Here is a 14,424-nt window from a genome sequence, read left to right on the forward strand (position 1 = left end):
CGCTCATTCACGATCGAACAGGGGGACTCGTTCGGGCAGCCGCCATGACCACGAAAGACAGCAAGACGCATGCCACCACTCAGGACCAACGGAAGGCACGTCTGGCGGCGGAACTGCGCGCAAATCTCCTGAAACGCAAGGCGCAGGCGCGCTCGCGCCGCACAGGCGCCGCCGACGAAAGGCCGGATGGCATCGCGGCGGCCGGCAAGGATGACCCAGCGTAACGTGAATCCACCGGGGTGGCGGGGGTTCTCGACCTTTTCCAGCTATCCTTGAACGGCATTTGAGCATGGTCTAGACGGACCACAACGTTAAATCTCTTAAAACCGGGCCGCTTCCCGGAGAAATGATTCGTATGGACCGCATCAGAATCGTCGGCGGCAATCATCTGGAGGGCCGCATTCCCATCTCCGGCGCCAAAAACGCGGCGCTGCCCCTCATGATCGCCTCGCTGCTGACGGACGATTCGCTGACCCTGGAAAACGTGCCGCATCTGGCCGATGTCGAACAGCTCATCCGCATTCTCGGCAATCACGGCGTCGACTATACGGTCAATGGCCGCCGCGAGCGCCAGCAGGAAGGCTATTCCCGCACCATCACCTTCTCCGCCCGCCAGATCGTGGACACAACCGCGCCCTATGAACTCGTCTCCAAGATGCGGGCGAGCTTTTGGGTGATAGGCCCGCTTCTGGCCCGCATGGGCGAGGCACGCGTATCGCTGCCGGGCGGCTGCGCCATCGGCACGCGGCCCGTCGATCTCTTCATCGACGGCCTGCAGGCGCTCGGCGCGGAAATCGACGTCGAAAACGGCTATGTCATCGCCAGGGCGAAGAACCGCCTCACTGGCAACCGCTATGTGTTCCCCAAGGTCTCGGTCGGCGCCACCCATGTGCTGATGATGGCCGCCACGCTGGCCCGCGGCGAGACGGTGCTGGAAAACGCCGCCCGTGAACCCGAAGTGGTCAATCTCGCCGAATGCCTGGTCGCGATGGGCGCCAGGATCGAGGGTGCTGGCACCTCCACCATCACCATTCAGGGCGTCGAAGCGCTGTCGGGCGCGCGCCATCAGGTGATTCCCGACCGCATCGAGACCGGCACCTACGCCATGGCCGTCGCAATGGCCGGCGGCGACGTGGTTCTGGAAGGCGCCCGCATCGATCTTCTGCAGAACGCGCTCAATACGCTTGCCCAGACCGGCACCGAGATTTCGGCGGTGGAAAACGGCATCCGCGTGCGCCGCAACGGCACCGGCATCGACCCGGTCGATGTGATCACCGAGCCCTTCCCCGGCTTCCCGACAGATTTGCAGGCGCAGTTCATGGGCCTGATGACCATGGCGCGCGGCAAGTCGAAGATCACCGAGACGATCTTCGAAAACCGCTTCATGCATGTGCAGGAACTGGCTCGCCTCGGCGCGCATATCACGCTTGCCGGGCAGACTGCGATCGTAGACGGCGTCACCCGGCTCAAGGGCGCGCCGGTCATGGCAACCGATCTGCGTGCTTCCGTGTCGCTGGTGATCGCGGGGCTTGCCGCCGAAGGTGAAACCACCGTCAACCGCGTCTACCACCTCGACCGGGGTTTCGAGCGGCTGGAAGAAAAGCTGTCGGGCTGCGGCGCGATCATCGAACGCATTTCGTCGTAAGGCTGCATCCACATCCGCCGATAGGCGTTTCGGTTGCGTGTACGGCCAAGAGCGCATAACACAAGATCGAAGCCTTCGGCGCGGATGCGGATATGGACCAGCTAAGACTCGTCGCCTTCGACGACCAGGATTTGAAGATCGTTTCGGCTCATGTGCAGGATGCCGTAATGAAGATTGGCGGCCTGCAATATTCGGCCGCCAACAAGCGCTTCATGCTGCCGATGAACCGCTTCGCCTGGGAAAGCCGGAGCGGCTTCCTGCGTCCCCGCTACCAGCGCCGTCGCGCCGTTCTGGATTTCGCGCGCGTGCTGGCGGTGAAATCCACCGGTATTGCCCGCGACAAACCGGAGGACGTGCTGTCGCTGCTGGCGCTACGCTTCCAGCCGAAAGAGGACCCGGCCGGCATCATCGAGCTTGATTTCTCCGGTGGCGGCACGATCGCGCTCGAAGTCGAGTGCATCGAGGCCCGCCTGGCCGATCTCGACGGCGTCTGGCAGGCCAGTTCCCGTCCCCTCCACAAGATCTGAAAGCACCCGAACTTTTCCATGGCCATCACGCTTCGCACCTCCGATCCCGATTTCGAGACACGCTTCGCGGCATTCCTGACCACCAAGCGCGAAACCTCGCCCGACGTGGAGGCCGTGGTGCGCGACATCATCGCCACGGTGCGCGAACACGGCGACAAGGCGTTGGCCGACTATACGCGCAAGTTCGATCGCGCCGACCTCGACGCGATCGGCATCGCCGTCACACGCGCGGAGATCGAGCAGGCCTATCGCGATGCCGACCCGGCAACCGCGGAAGCGCTGACCTTCGCGCGCGACCGTATCCGCGACTATCACCAGCGCCAGCGCCCGCAGGATGACCACTATGTGGACGCGCTGGGGGTGGAACTCGGCGCGCGCTGGACGGCGGTGGAAGCCGTGGGCCTCTATGTGCCCGGTGGCACCGCCAGCTATCCCAGCTCGGTGCTGATGAACGCCATGCCGGCAAAGGTCGCGGGCGTGGAACGCATCGTCATGGTCGTGCCCCCTTCCGGCGGCGTCATCAACCCGCTTGTGCTGGTGGCGGCCGATCTGGCCGGCATCACGGAAATCTATCGCGTCGGCGGCGCGCAGGCGGTCGCCGCACTGGCCTACGGCACCGAAACGATCCGCCCGGTCGCCAAGATCGTCGGCCCCGGCAATGCCTATGTGGCAGCCGCCAAGCGACAGGTGTTCGGAACTGTCGGCATCGACATGATCGCCGGCCCCTCCGAGGTGCTGGTGATTGCCGACAGCGACAACGATCCGGACTGGATCGCGGCCGATCTTCTGGCGCAGGCCGAGCACGACGCCTCCGCCCAATCCATCCTGATCACCGACGACGACGTCTTCGCCGAAGCGGTGGAGAAGGCCGTCCAGCGCCAGCTCGAAACGCTGCCGCGCGCCGAAACCGCCGCAGCGAGCTGGCGCGACTTCGGCGCGATCATATTGGTCGGTTCGCTCGACGAATCGGTCCCGCTGGCCAACCGCATCGCGGCCGAACATCTCGAGCTCGCCATTGCGGACCCCGACGCCATGTTGCCCAGGATCCGCAATGCCGGCTCCATCTTCCTTGGCCGCCACACGCCCGAAGTGATCGGCGACTATGTCGGGGGGCCGAACCACGTGCTGCCCACCGCCCGCTCGGCCCGCTTTTCGTCCGGCCTCAATGTGCTCGACTTCATGAAGCGTACTTCGCTGCTGAAGCTCGGCCCGGAACAGTTGCGCGCGCTGGCGCCTGCCGCGATCGCCCTTGCGAAGGCCGAGGGACTGGAAGCCCACGGACGCTCCGTCGCGATCCGCCTCAATCTTTAGAGTGAAGGATGCACGATCTTGCCCGCCATCGCTCCAGACTGATCGACGTCGAGCTCGACGAATCGATCGGTCGCTCGACGCCCGACATCGAGCATGAGCGGGCGGTGGCGATCTTCGACCTGATCGAGGAGAACAGCTTCCAGCCGGCCAATGACGAGGGTGGCGGTCCGTACAAGCTGAAGCTGTCGCTGATCGATTCGAAACTGGTCTTCGCCATCGCGCGCGAGGGCGGCGAGTCGGTGACGACGCATATCCTGTCGCTAACGCCATTCCGGCGGATCGTGAAAGACTATTTCATGATCTGCGAAAGCTATTATGCCGCCATTCGCACCGCCTCCCCCAGCCAGATCGAGGCGATCGACATGGGCCGACGCGGCCTCCACAACGAGGGTTCGCAAACGCTGAGGGACCGGCTGGCCGGCAAGATCGACATGGACTTCAACACCGCCCGGCGCGTCTTCACGCTGGTCTGCGTGCTGCATTGGCGAGGTTGATCCTGACCAGAGCCGCGCCCCGCTCCATCCTCTTTGTCTGCGGCATGAATGCCGTGCGCTCGCCCATGGCCGAACTGCTTGCGCGCAAGGTGCTTCCGGCCTCCACCTTCATTGCCTCCGCCGGCGTGCGCGTGGGCGAGCGCGATCCCTTCGTGGACGCGGTACTCGCAGAAGAGGGCCTCTCGCTCAACGATCGTCAGCCGCGCACGATGGAAGAGCTGGAAGACGACTATTTCGACCTCATAGTCACCCTCGCGCCGGAAGCGCACCACGCCGCGCTGGAACTTACCCGTTCGATGGCCATCGACGTGGAATATTGGCCGACCGCCGACCCGACCACGGTCACCGGCACGCGTGAACAGATACTCGACGCCTATCGCGATGTTCGCGAGCGGCTGAAGGCACGGATCGCCAATCGTCTTCTGGCTGACGAGGCGGAAAATGGCGTATGATTAAGCGTGTTCACAAAGTGACCGTAATCATATAGGTTCCGGCCAAATTCCGACCTCGTCGTCGAATGTCATCCAAACCAAAGGTAAAGAATGCCGAAGGAAGAAGTCCTCGAGTTTCCGGGCACCGTGACGGAATTGCTTCCGAACGCGATGTTTCGCGTCAAGCTTGAAAACGAACATGAAATCATTGCTCACACGGCCGGCCGCATGCGCAAGAACCGTATCCGCGTGCTGACGGGTGACAAGGTTCTCGTCGAAATGACGCCCTACGACCTCACCAAGGGTCGCATCACCTATCGTTTCAAATAGGCTGCAGCATCGCTGCGTCCACCGACAGGTCCATGATGAGCGCCATAAAGAAGCTTGTGCTTGCCTCGGCATCGCCGCGCCGGATCGAGCTTCTGCAGCAGGCCGGGATCGAGCCGGACAGGCTTCTGCCGGCCGATATCGACGAAACGCCGTTGCGCGCCGAGCATCCACGCTCGCTTGCCAAGCGCCTTTCCCAGGCAAAGGCAGAGAAGGCGCATGCCTCGCTGAAATCCGAGACGGATTACAACGGCAGCTTCGTGCTGGCCGCCGATACGGTCGTGGCCGTGGGCCGGCGTATCCTGCCCAAGGCCGAGATGGTGGATGATGCCAACAACTGCCTCAGCCTGCTTTCCGGCCGCTCGCATCGCGTCTATTCCGGTGTCTGCCTGATCACGCCCGACGGCAAGCTGCGCCAGCGCCTGGTTGAAACGCGCGTGCGGTTCAAGCGCCTGGGCCGCGAGGAACTGGAAAGCTACCTCGCCTCCGGCGAATGGCGCGGCAAGGCGGGCGGCTACGCCATACAGGGACTTGCCGGCACCTTCGTCGTCAAGCTGGTGGGCTCCTACAGCAATGTCGTCGGGCTGCCGCTCTATGAAACGATCGGCCTTTTGACCGCCGAGGGCTTTCCGGTGCATTTCGGCTGGCTGGCGGGGCCGCGCGCATGAACACCAGGAACACCGCCAGCAAGGTCACGCCGCTACGGCCGAAGCGTGCCTGCCCCGAATGCGGCAAGCCCTCGACGCGCGACTCCTATCCGTTCTGCTCAGACCGCTGCAGGCAGGTGGACCTCAACCGCTGGCTTTCGGGAAGCTATGTCATCCCCGGACGCGAAGGCGAAGAGGAAGACGACAAGGAATAGGTCGCCATTGTTCCACCTTTGGTGATCCGTCGCGTCCATCCCTACCGGGTGTCTCCAAACGAAAACCGGTTTCTATCTTTGGAAGGACTCTTGGGCTGCTGTAGCCACCTTGAACCTGCCAGTCCCTGCGCGCCACCGTGCCCATTTCGCAAGCGCAGCCTCTCCTTCACCAAGACGCCTCGTCTGCGATTCGGATAGCGGGCTCCGTATCATCGGGAATCCGTATCGGCAACGGAGACATGCGCCCACCCTCAAGTGTCGCAACCTCCTGTTTTCGTAGCTTTTCGCGGCGAAGAACCGATCGCCGCGCTCGATATCCACGCGTCAGGCGAAGCCCTTCCGATTTCTTTGCACAATCGGCATTCAGGCGCTGGACAGGCGCAAATCTCATGCTATAACCCGCCTGCTTTCGGGGGTTGCAAGACTTCCCTCCGGGCCCAGATAGCTCAGTTGGTAGAGCAGCGGATTGAAAATCCGCGTGTCCGTGGTTCGAATCCGCGTCTGGGCACCATTATTTTCCTAAAAAATCATCAAAGCCGCGTGTCGCTTGGCGTTCCGTGGCTATCCCCACGACGCCAAAGTTTCTGGCAACGATCGTCGTTGTCGCGCGTTGTCGTCCGCACACGTCGTCGGTTGCAACACGATCGGCGGTGCAAGTGCAGTTTGAAGCGACGGCGCAGTACTGGGGACGAAATTGATAGCGGGCTTTCTGGCGCGTCCGAACATCCTGATTGTCGGCGCAGGCCCAACCGGCCTGACGGCAGCGCTCGAACTGACTCGGCAAGGCATCATGCCCCGTATCATCGACAGCAAGGACGGCCCTACCCCGCTCAGCAAGGCAGTAGGCATCAGCCCGCACAGTCTGGACATCCTCGAGCCATCCGGCACGTCAGAGCGGCTCCTGTCCGAGGCATTGCGAATTCGGCGATTTCATTTCCATTTTGGCGGGCGCGAACTCGGCGTGTTCCACTTCTCCTCCCTCGAGCATCGATTCGATTTCCTGCTGTCGTTGCCCCAGAAGGATACCGAAGCCATAATGGCCGACGTGTTGTGGGATTTCGGCGCGCGCGTGGAGTGGCGTACCAGACTGGTGTGCATGAGCGAGGGCGCGGAGGCAATCGAGGTGCGCCTCGACACACCGGACGGTCTCCAGGAGGCCCGCTTCGATCAGGTTTTCGGCGCCGATGGCGTAGGTAGCACCGTGCGCGAGGCCATGGGTGTCTCCTTCGACGGTTACACCCACAAGCGGCAATGGAGCATCGCCGACGCGGAAATCGCCAACTGGCCGTATGAGCCACTGACGGCCCAGGCTTTCCTGCATGAAAACGGCGATGTGGGTTTCATCATCCCGATCGGAGACAACCGCTTTCGCGCAGTTTCCAATACGACAGATGCCCTCGCGCGAATACCGGGCAGCTATCGGGTTTCGCAGCTTCTGCGCACCGACGCATTCCATATTCCCGCACGGCAGGCGCAACGCTACCAGAGCGCCCGCGCATTTCTGGGCGGGGACGCCGCCCATGCCCATTCGCCCATTGGCGCGCGTGGCATGAACCTCGGCATTGAGGACGCCGCCTGCTTCGTGCGCCGGCTTGGCGACTGCACGCTGGCGGACTATACGGCAGAGCGTTGGCCAGTCGGCAGGCGCTGGATCACTCTTAGCGAGCGAATGCTGCGGATGGCCCAAACCAGCAGCCGCGCCGCACAATCGTTGAGAAATTTTGCATTCTGCGCTGTCGGGCATTCGCAAGTCCTGCAGGGACCGCTCCTGAAACGCCTGGCGGGGCTGAAGGAATGAGCCTGTAGAAATCGGAAACTGGCTGTCCGCGGGCTCTGTTCCCGGTTTTCATCACCCCCTTCATAAGCGGAGGGCCTCAGCCCAGAACGTGGATCGACGGGCGCGAAAGCGTCAGATGCGCGGTTTCGCCCACCGCGAACAGTCCGGTTTCGGCAGGATTGGGACTGTCGACCAGCCATTCGCCCGCACCCGGCACATCGACCAGATACTCCGCGATATTGCCGAGGAACATCACCCGACGCACGGTTCCGGCAAAATCGCCCTTGTCGCGCGACAGGTGTACCGCTTCCGGCCGGATGACCAGCGTGACATCCTTGGCGACGGCCGCCTGCGGCAGCCCCTCCATGCCGAAGCGGGTACCGGCGATTTCAACGCTGCCGGCTTCCGCGATCCTTGCGGAGACAAAATTCGCCTTGCCGATGAAATCGGCCACGAAACGGGTCGCCGGACGGGCATAGACCTCATGCGGTGTGCCGGCTTGCTCAACGACACCGCCGTTCATGACGACGATGCGGTCGGAAATGCTCATGGCCTCGACCTGATCGTGTGTGACATAGACGCTGGTGATGCCGAGTCGCTGCTGCAACTCACGGATTTCCACGCGCATCTGCTCGCGCAACTTGGCGTCGAGATTGGACAGTGGCTCATCGAACAGGAGCACGCGCGGCTCCATGACGATGCAGCGCGCCAGCGCCACGCGCTGTTGCTGGCCGCCGGAAAGCTGGTTGGGCGAGCGGCGAGCATAGCCGGACAAGCCGGTCTGCTCCAGCACGCGCATCACGCGTTCCTCGATCTCCTTGCGCGGGAGTTTGCGCAGCCTGAGGCCGAAGGCGACGTTCTCGAACACATCGAGATGCGGGAAGATGGCATAAGACTGGAACACCATCGCGGCATCGCGCGCATTGGGAGCCACATCGTTCATGCGCCGGTCGCCGAACCAGATGTCGCCCTCGGTCGGCTCTTCGAAGCCGGCGATCATGCGCAGAAGCGTGGTCTTGCCGCAACCGGAAGGCCCCAGCAGCGTGACCAGCTTGCCCTCCTCTATGTTCAGGTCGATGCTCTTGACCGCGGCGACGGGCACCCCGTCATGGCCGGCGAAGGTCTTGTTGAGACCTGCAATGCGAATACCCAAAGTCATCAGTTTCTCACCATGGAGGTGTGGCGCGACCAGCGGCTGACGAGCGTGCTGATCACGGCTATGGCGATGAGGACGATCACGATCACCACCACGCTGTAAGCGGCCGCGACGCCCAGCCGGCCCGAGCCGACCTGGTTGAGGATCTGCACGGTCATCAGGTTCCAGTTGGCCGAAACCAGGAAGATGGCCGCGCTGATCGCCGTCATGGCGCGCACGAACGCGTAGACGAGACCGGAGAAAAAGGCCGGCGCGATGAGCGGCAGCGTCACCTTGCGGAACGTGGTCAGGCCATCGGCGCCGAGATTCTGCGCCGCCTCCTCGATTGAGGGATCGATCTGCCGCAGCACGGCTATGCCCGACTGGATGCCGACCGGCACATAGCGGAAGACGAAGCAGAGCACGAGGATGGTCAGTGTGCCGGTGAGCACCAGCGGCGGCGCGTTGAAGGCCAGGATGTAGCCGATGCCGACCACCGTGCCCGGCACGGCAAAGCTGAGGATCGATCCGAACTCCAGCGCCGTGCGGCCCGGAAACACGCGACGTACTACGAGGAAGGCCACCAACATGCCGAACAGGCCACTGACCGGGGTGGAGATCAGCGCCACGATCAACGTGTCCTTCACCGTGTCGAAGCCGACATTGAAGACATAGACGAAATGCTGCAGCGTCGGCGTGTAGTTGAAGCCCCACACCTTGGTCAGCGCGCCGACTAGGATGACCGCATAGAATGCGGTGACAAACAACGCGAACAGGACCACGAAGCCGAAGAGCAGCCATTTGACCGGCTCGCTCACCACCTTTGTGGTCGAGGCCGTCGGCTTGCCCGTGACGGTGATGTATTGGCGCTTGGCCAGATAATAGCGCTGGATGGCAAAGGCCGTCAGCGACGGTATCAGCAGGACGATGGCAAGCGTTGCGCCACGCGACAGGTTGAACGAGCCGGTGATCTCCAGATAGGCCTGCGGCGCGAGCATGGGAAAGCCCGCTCCCGCCAGCACCAGCGGATTGCCGAAATCGGCCATGGATTCGATGAAGACGACCAGAAAGGCGCTGGCGATGCCGGGCAGCGCCAGCGGAAAGCTGACCTTCCAGAAGGCCTGCCAGCGCGTGGCGCCGATGTTGAGCGCCGCATCCTCCAGCGTCGGGCTGATCGAGGCCAGCACGCCGCGCATCGACAGATAGGCGATGGGTGCAAAGGTGAAGACCTGCGACAGCACCACGCCCCGAAAGCCATAGATGGAGAAATCCTGCAAACCCAGAAGCTGCTTTGTCACCAGGCCATTGAAGCCGAACAGAAACAGGATCGACACCGCGCTGACGAAGGGCGGCGAGACGATGGGCAGGATGGTTATGTAGTGCAGCAGGCGCTTGCCCGGCACGTCCAGCCGCGTCAGTACCAGTGCCGCGATGAAGCCTATGGCGACGCCGAGGAGGCCGACAAGAACGCCGACACTCAGGCTGTTGATCAGCGCGTTGCGGTAAAGCCTGCGCTCGGCAAGTGCGGCATAGCCTTCGAGCGTCCAGTTGCCGTCCACCTGAAAGCTGGCCAGGAACACCCTGACCAGCGGATAGACGACGAACAGGACGATCGATACCGCGACAACGGCAAGCAGCGCGAGAAGGATGGGATCCCGCGCCAGCAACCGCAGTTCAGAACGCGCTTTCGCAAACAATGGTCTAAGGCGCCTTACTGGCCGAGCACATCCTTCGTCCAGCGCTCGACAAGCCTCTGCCTGTTCTCGGCGGCGAAGGTCGGATCGGTGGAGACGAGCTTGATCTTGTCGAGGGTCGGAACGCCCTCGCCGCCGCTCACATCGCCACGGATCGGCAGGAAGTAGGTCTTGGTAGCGGCAAGCTCGCCCTGCCCTTCGGCCGAGGTCATCCAGTCGACCAGCTTCCTGGCGTCATCCATGTTCTGCGCGCCCTTGAGGATCGACATGGCGGCAACCTCGTAACCGACGCCTTCGCTCGGAAACACGACGTTGACCGGATAGCCCTCGTCGGCGAGCTTCAGGAAGCCCGGCGAAAACTGGATGGCGATCGGCGTTTCGCCCACGCCCAGCGCGCCGCTGGGAGCGGTACCGCTCTGCGTATAGGTCTGGATGTTGGGGTTGAGCGCCTTGAGATATTCGAAGGCACCGTCCTCACCGCGCTCCTTGAGCAGGGTCAGGATGACCGCATAGGCCGTACCGGAAGACTGTGGCGACGGCATCTGGATCAGGCCCTTATAGGCCGGATTCTTCAGATCTTCCCACGAGGCCGGGATCGGCGCGCCACGGCTTTCGAGAATGTCGGTGCGGACGCCAACGGCGACGGGGTTGGTGTAGATGGCGTGCCAGTAGCCGTCCTTGTCCTTGAACTCGTCGGAAAGCGCCGAGGCGTTCTGCGAGGCGTAAGGCTCGGTCAGGTCACGCTCCCTGGCCAGCATATGATTCTCGCTCGGCGCACCGAACCAGACGTCGGCCTGCGGACGGGCCTTTTCGGCCTCGATACGCGACAGCGCCGGGCCGGAGGACAGGAACACCATCTGCACGTCCACGCCGGTGGACTTGGTGAAGGCGTCGAGCAGTTTCTTGGCGTTTTCTTCGTCAACACTCGAATAGACGACGAGCGCATGGGCGGAACTCACCGCCATGAACGACGCCATGGCCGCAGCCAACACGGAACGAACGAACGATTTCATGTTTCCCCCTCTCCAGCCTGTCGCCGGACGACAGATCACTGACATTCATGAGTCGGCAAATTATCGACACCAATCCATGAAGGGTCAACCGCATGGCCGCGCTATCCAGAACTGAATGCCCATTTACTCCTGAGCTTGTGGAGCGGTCGACTCTTCTTCCTCCGCCCGCTTCGAATGGTCGGCCGCGATCATCATGTAGACCGCAGGCACGACGAACAACGTGAACAAGGTGCCGATGGCGAGGCCACTGGCGATGACCAGGCCCATATTGTAACGCGAAACCGCGCCCGCGCCGGTGGCGATGATGAGCGGCACCACGCCCAGCACCATGGCGGCAGTGGTCATGAGGATGGGGCGCAGGCGGATGCCGCAGGCCGCCTCGATGGCCTCGCGCTTGGACTTGCCCTGATGCTGCAGTTCGTTCGCGAACTCGACGATGAGAATGCCGTGCTTGCTGATGAGGCCCATCAGCGTCACCAGCCCCACCTCGGTGTAGATGTTCAGGCTTGCGCCGCCGAGACCGATGCTGATGAAGATCAGCGCGCCGGCGATCGACATCGGCACGGACACCAGAATGATGATCGGATCGCGGAAGCTCTCGAACAGCGCGGCCAGCGCCAGATAGATGATGATGAGGGCAAAGGCAAAGGTGGTGACGAAACCGGACGCCTCCTGGATATACTGACGCGACAATCCACCATAGTCGACCGTGTAGCCTTGCGGCAGGCTGCGCCTGGCCAGGTTCTGCAGGAATGTCAGCGCCTCGTCCTGCGAGACGCCGGGGGCGGCTACACCCTGTATCGTGGCGCTGTTCAACTGCTGGAAATGGTTGATGGATTCAGGGATCGTCCGTGTGGTGATCTTCGCCACGGTGGACAGCGGAATCGGCACGCCGTTCGCAGCCCCGATATAGTAGTTCATCAGTTGGTCTGGATTCAGCCGATGGCGCTGCTGCACCTGCGGGATGACCTTGTAGGAGCGGTTGTCGAGGCTGAAATAATTCACATAGCCGCCACCCAGCATGCTGCTCAGGGCTGCGCCGACGTCGCTCATCTTGAGGCCGAGTTGTGCGGTCTTGTTGCGGTCGATCTCGACGACCGATTGCGGGTTGTCGATCTTCAGGTCGCTGTCGAGGAAGATGAACATGCCGCTCTTCAACGCTTCCTGCAGGAAGTTCTGCGCCACTTCGTTGAGCCGCTCGAAGGAGTTGGTGGTGGTCAGAACGAACTGCACCGGCAGCCCCTGACTGCCCGGCAGCGGCGGCAGCTGGAACACAGCCGCGCGCACGCCCGCCACGCTGTCCATCTGCTTTTGCACCACCGGCTGCAAATCGTTGGTGGTCAGGGTGCGCTTGTCCCATGGCGTGAACACCATGCCGGCGATGGCCGTGCCGGGGGCGTCGATCTGGAAGACGTGAGCCGTTTCCGGGTGCTGCGCCAACAGGCCATAGACTTGACGGGAATAAAGCAGTTTCTGGTCGAGCGTGGCATTGGCGGCTGGCGTGGACGAGACGATGATGATGCCCTCGTCTTCCTGCGGCGCCAGCTCGCTCTTGGCGCCGGCGTAGAGGAAATAAATGCTCCCCAGCACGATTACGGCGAACACCCCCGTCACGGGCAGATAGTTCAAGCTGCCGTGCAGCCAGCGCTCATAGCGGTTACGCACGCGCTCGAAAGTGCGGTCGATGAACGCCGTCAGCCGCTCCTGCCAGCCACCACCGCGCTCGTCACGCGCCTTCAGGATGCGCGAGCACATCATTGGCGACAGCGTCAGCGCGATGATCGCCGAAACGGTCACTGCAGCCACCAGCGTGAAGGCGAATTCGGTGAACAGCGCGCCCGTCAACCCACCCTGGAACCCAATGGGAACATAAACCGCAACCAGCACCACGGTCATTGCGATGATAGGATTTCCCAGTTCGCGCGCCGCCGCAATCGCGGCGGGAACGGGTTTCACGCCTTCATCGATGTGCCGGTTGACGTTCTCCACCACGATGATGGCATCGTCCACCACGAGTCCGATGGCGAGCACAAGCGCCAGCAGCGTCAACAGGTTGATGGAAAAGCCGAGCGCAAGCATGATTATGAAGCTGCCGATCAGCGACAGCGGAATAGCCACCAGCGGGATCAGCACGGAGCGGACCGAGCCGAGAAACGCGAAGATGACCAGCGTGACGATGAGCAGCGCCTCGACAAGCGTGCGTACCACCTCGCGGATAGAGCTGTTCACGAAGTCGGTCGAGTCGTAGACGATCGCGCCGCGCAGCCCTTGGGGCAGTTCCGCCTGAATTTCGGGAAACACCTTGCGCACGCCGGCGATCACGTCGAGCAGATTGGCGCTGGGCGCCACCTGGATTCCGATATAGACGGCCTGCTTGCCGTCGAATGCCACCTGCGATTCATAGTCGTCGGCGCCGAGGCTCACATAGGCCACGTCCTTCAGCCGCACCACCGCGCCGCCGGACTGCTTGATGATCAGATTGGCGAACTCCTCGGCGCTATGCAGGCTGGTGGAAGCGGTGAGATTGACCTGCACCATCTGCCCCCTGGTGGAGCCGAGGCCGGAAATATAATCGTTCGCCTGCAGGGCGTTGGATATATCCGTGGCGGTCAGGCCATAGGCTGCCATCTTTGCTGGGTCCAGCCACGCCCTCAGCGCGAAATTCTGGCCGCCGAGTATTTCGGCCGTCTGCACGCCGGGCACGGCCTGCAGCTTGGGCTGCACGACGCGCACCAGATAGTCTGTGATCTTGTTGCGCGGCAGCACGTCGCTGTCGAAGCCCATATACATGGCATCGACTGTCTGGCCGATCTTGACGTTCAGCACCGGCTGCTGCGTACCGGTCGGCAACTGGTTGATGACCGAGGCGACCTTGGTGCTGATTTCGGTCAGCGCCTTGTCGGCATCGTAGTTCAGACGCAGATAGATCGTGATGACATTGACGCCGCTCTGGCTGGTCGAACTCATATAGTCGATGCCGCTGGCCTGGGCGATGGCGTTCTCCAGGGGCGTGGCGATAAAGCCCGCAATCACATCGGGGTCGGCGCCATAATAGGTCGTGGTGACGGTGACGACCGCGTTTTCGGTGCGCGGATATTGCAGGATCGGCAGCGAGCCGATAGCGCGCAGGCCCAGAACCAGGATCACCAGGCTGACCACGATGGACAGCACTGGGCGGCGGATGAAGATGTCGGTGAACTTCATGACC

The 14,424-nt window shown here is 62.5% G+C and carries 14 protein-coding genes and 1 tRNA gene; 11 read left to right on the plus strand and 4 right to left on the minus strand.

Annotated features, from left to right (window positions below; genetic code table 11):
- The first annotated feature begins 44 nt into the window (after nucleotides 1-44).
- From C7441_RS14760 to C7441_RS14810, 11 genes are all read left to right on the plus strand, one after another.
- Nucleotides 45-224, plus strand: coding sequence for a hypothetical protein (locus C7441_RS14760; protein ID WP_109613548.1), 180 nt, complete (start codon nucleotides 45-47; stop codon nucleotides 222-224).
- Between the two features lie 131 nt (nucleotides 225-355).
- The gene (murA, locus tag C7441_RS14765) at nucleotides 356-1,645 is read left to right on the plus strand and encodes a UDP-N-acetylglucosamine 1-carboxyvinyltransferase (protein ID WP_109613549.1); all 1,290 of its coding nucleotides are present in this window, start codon (nucleotides 356-358) and stop codon (nucleotides 1,643-1,645) included.
- A gap of 92 nt (nucleotides 1,646-1,737) precedes the next feature.
- A complete protein-coding gene (locus C7441_RS14770) occupies nucleotides 1,738-2,172 on the plus strand; it encodes a DUF2948 family protein (RefSeq protein ID WP_109613550.1) in 435 nt (144 codons plus the stop codon).
- Between the two features lie 18 nt (nucleotides 2,173-2,190).
- Entirely contained in the window at nucleotides 2,191-3,483 is a 1,293-nt protein-coding gene (gene hisD / locus C7441_RS14775; protein WP_109613551.1) for a histidinol dehydrogenase, read from the plus strand.
- A gap of 8 nt (nucleotides 3,484-3,491) precedes the next feature.
- Complete coding sequence (locus C7441_RS14780) at nucleotides 3,492-3,977, plus strand: UPF0262 family protein (RefSeq protein WP_109613552.1); 486 nt, start codon at nucleotides 3,492-3,494, stop codon at nucleotides 3,975-3,977.
- Complete coding sequence (locus C7441_RS14785) at nucleotides 3,965-4,429, plus strand: arsenate-mycothiol transferase ArsC (protein WP_019172993.1); 465 nt, start codon at nucleotides 3,965-3,967, stop codon at nucleotides 4,427-4,429. The genes C7441_RS14780 and C7441_RS14785 overlap by 13 nt, the downstream gene beginning before the upstream one ends.
- 90 nt (nucleotides 4,430-4,519) lie before the next feature.
- Entirely contained in the window at nucleotides 4,520-4,738 is a 219-nt protein-coding gene (infA, locus tag C7441_RS14790) for a translation initiation factor IF-1 (protein WP_019172992.1), read from the plus strand.
- Between the two features lie 35 nt (nucleotides 4,739-4,773).
- Nucleotides 4,774-5,403: a Maf-like protein gene (locus C7441_RS14795; RefSeq protein ID WP_109613629.1), complete on the plus strand. Its 630-nt coding sequence runs from the start codon at nucleotides 4,774-4,776 to the stop codon at nucleotides 5,401-5,403.
- Entirely contained in the window at nucleotides 5,400-5,597 is a 198-nt protein-coding gene (yacG, locus tag C7441_RS14800) for a DNA gyrase inhibitor YacG (protein ID WP_019172990.1), read from the plus strand. The genes C7441_RS14795 and yacG overlap by 4 nt, the downstream gene beginning before the upstream one ends.
- Before the next feature lie 435 nt (nucleotides 5,598-6,032).
- Nucleotides 6,033-6,108, plus strand: a tRNA-Phe gene (locus C7441_RS14805).
- A gap of 183 nt (nucleotides 6,109-6,291) precedes the next feature.
- Nucleotides 6,292-7,395: an FAD-dependent oxidoreductase gene (locus tag C7441_RS14810; RefSeq protein WP_109613553.1), complete on the plus strand. Its 1,104-nt coding sequence runs from the start codon at nucleotides 6,292-6,294 to the stop codon at nucleotides 7,393-7,395.
- 76 nt (nucleotides 7,396-7,471) lie between these two features.
- Here C7441_RS14810 and C7441_RS14815 read toward each other — a convergent pair whose 3' ends face one another.
- The 4 genes from C7441_RS14815 to C7441_RS14830 all read right to left on the minus strand — a co-directional run bounded on the left by C7441_RS14815 (nucleotide 7,472) and on the right by C7441_RS14830 (nucleotide 14,420).
- Nucleotides 7,472-8,533, minus strand: coding sequence for an ABC transporter ATP-binding protein (locus C7441_RS14815; RefSeq protein WP_109613554.1), 1,062 nt, complete (start codon nucleotides 8,531-8,533; stop codon nucleotides 7,472-7,474).
- Nucleotides 8,533-10,176 (minus strand): ABC transporter permease, encoded by a 1,644-nt coding sequence (locus C7441_RS14820; RefSeq protein ID WP_210205660.1) that lies wholly within the window; start codon nucleotides 10,174-10,176, stop codon nucleotides 8,533-8,535. The genes C7441_RS14815 and C7441_RS14820 overlap by 1 nt, the downstream gene beginning before the upstream one ends.
- 44 nt (nucleotides 10,177-10,220) lie before the next feature.
- The gene (locus tag C7441_RS14825) at nucleotides 10,221-11,216 is read right to left on the minus strand and encodes an ABC transporter substrate-binding protein (protein ID WP_210205661.1); all 996 of its coding nucleotides are present in this window, start codon (nucleotides 11,214-11,216) and stop codon (nucleotides 10,221-10,223) included.
- Between the two features lie 123 nt (nucleotides 11,217-11,339).
- Complete coding sequence (locus C7441_RS14830; RefSeq protein WP_109613557.1) at nucleotides 11,340-14,420, minus strand: efflux RND transporter permease subunit; 3,081 nt, start codon at nucleotides 14,418-14,420, stop codon at nucleotides 11,340-11,342.
- Nucleotides 14,421-14,424: the final 4 nt, after the last annotated feature.

Source organism: Pseudaminobacter salicylatoxidans (assembly GCF_003148475.1).
GTDB classification, from domain to species: domain Bacteria; phylum Pseudomonadota; class Alphaproteobacteria; order Rhizobiales; family Rhizobiaceae; genus Pseudaminobacter; species Pseudaminobacter salicylatoxidans.

Excerpts from the sequence above, each read along its gene's own strand:
- C7441_RS14760 (WP_109613548.1), top strand. The coding sequence starts at position 45 with ATGACCACGAAAGACAGCAAGACGCATGCCACCACTCAGGACCAACGG.
- murA (WP_109613549.1), top strand. The coding sequence starts at position 356 with ATGGACCGCATCAGAATCGTCGGCGGCAATCATCTGGAGGGCCGCATT.
- C7441_RS14770 (WP_109613550.1), top strand. The coding sequence starts at position 1,738 with ATGGACCAGCTAAGACTCGTCGCCTTCGACGACCAGGATTTGAAGATC.
- hisD (WP_109613551.1), top strand. The coding sequence starts at position 2,191 with ATGGCCATCACGCTTCGCACCTCCGATCCCGATTTCGAGACACGCTTC.
- C7441_RS14780 (WP_109613552.1), top strand. The coding sequence starts at position 3,492 with ATGCACGATCTTGCCCGCCATCGCTCCAGACTGATCGACGTCGAGCTC.
- infA (WP_019172992.1), top strand. The coding sequence starts at position 4,520 with ATGCCGAAGGAAGAAGTCCTCGAGTTTCCGGGCACCGTGACGGAATTG.
- C7441_RS14795 (WP_109613629.1), top strand. The coding sequence starts at position 4,774 with ATGAGCGCCATAAAGAAGCTTGTGCTTGCCTCGGCATCGCCGCGCCGG.
- yacG (WP_019172990.1), top strand. The coding sequence starts at position 5,400 with ATGAACACCAGGAACACCGCCAGCAAGGTCACGCCGCTACGGCCGAAG.
- C7441_RS14815 (WP_109613554.1), bottom strand. The coding sequence starts at position 8,533 with ATGACTTTGGGTATTCGCATTGCAGGTCTCAACAAGACCTTCGCCGGC.
- C7441_RS14825 (WP_210205661.1), bottom strand. The coding sequence starts at position 11,216 with ATGAAATCGTTCGTTCGTTCCGTGTTGGCTGCGGCCATGGCGTCGTTC.
- C7441_RS14830 (WP_109613557.1), bottom strand. The coding sequence starts at position 14,420 with ATGAAGTTCACCGACATCTTCATCCGCCGCCCAGTGCTGTCCATCGTG.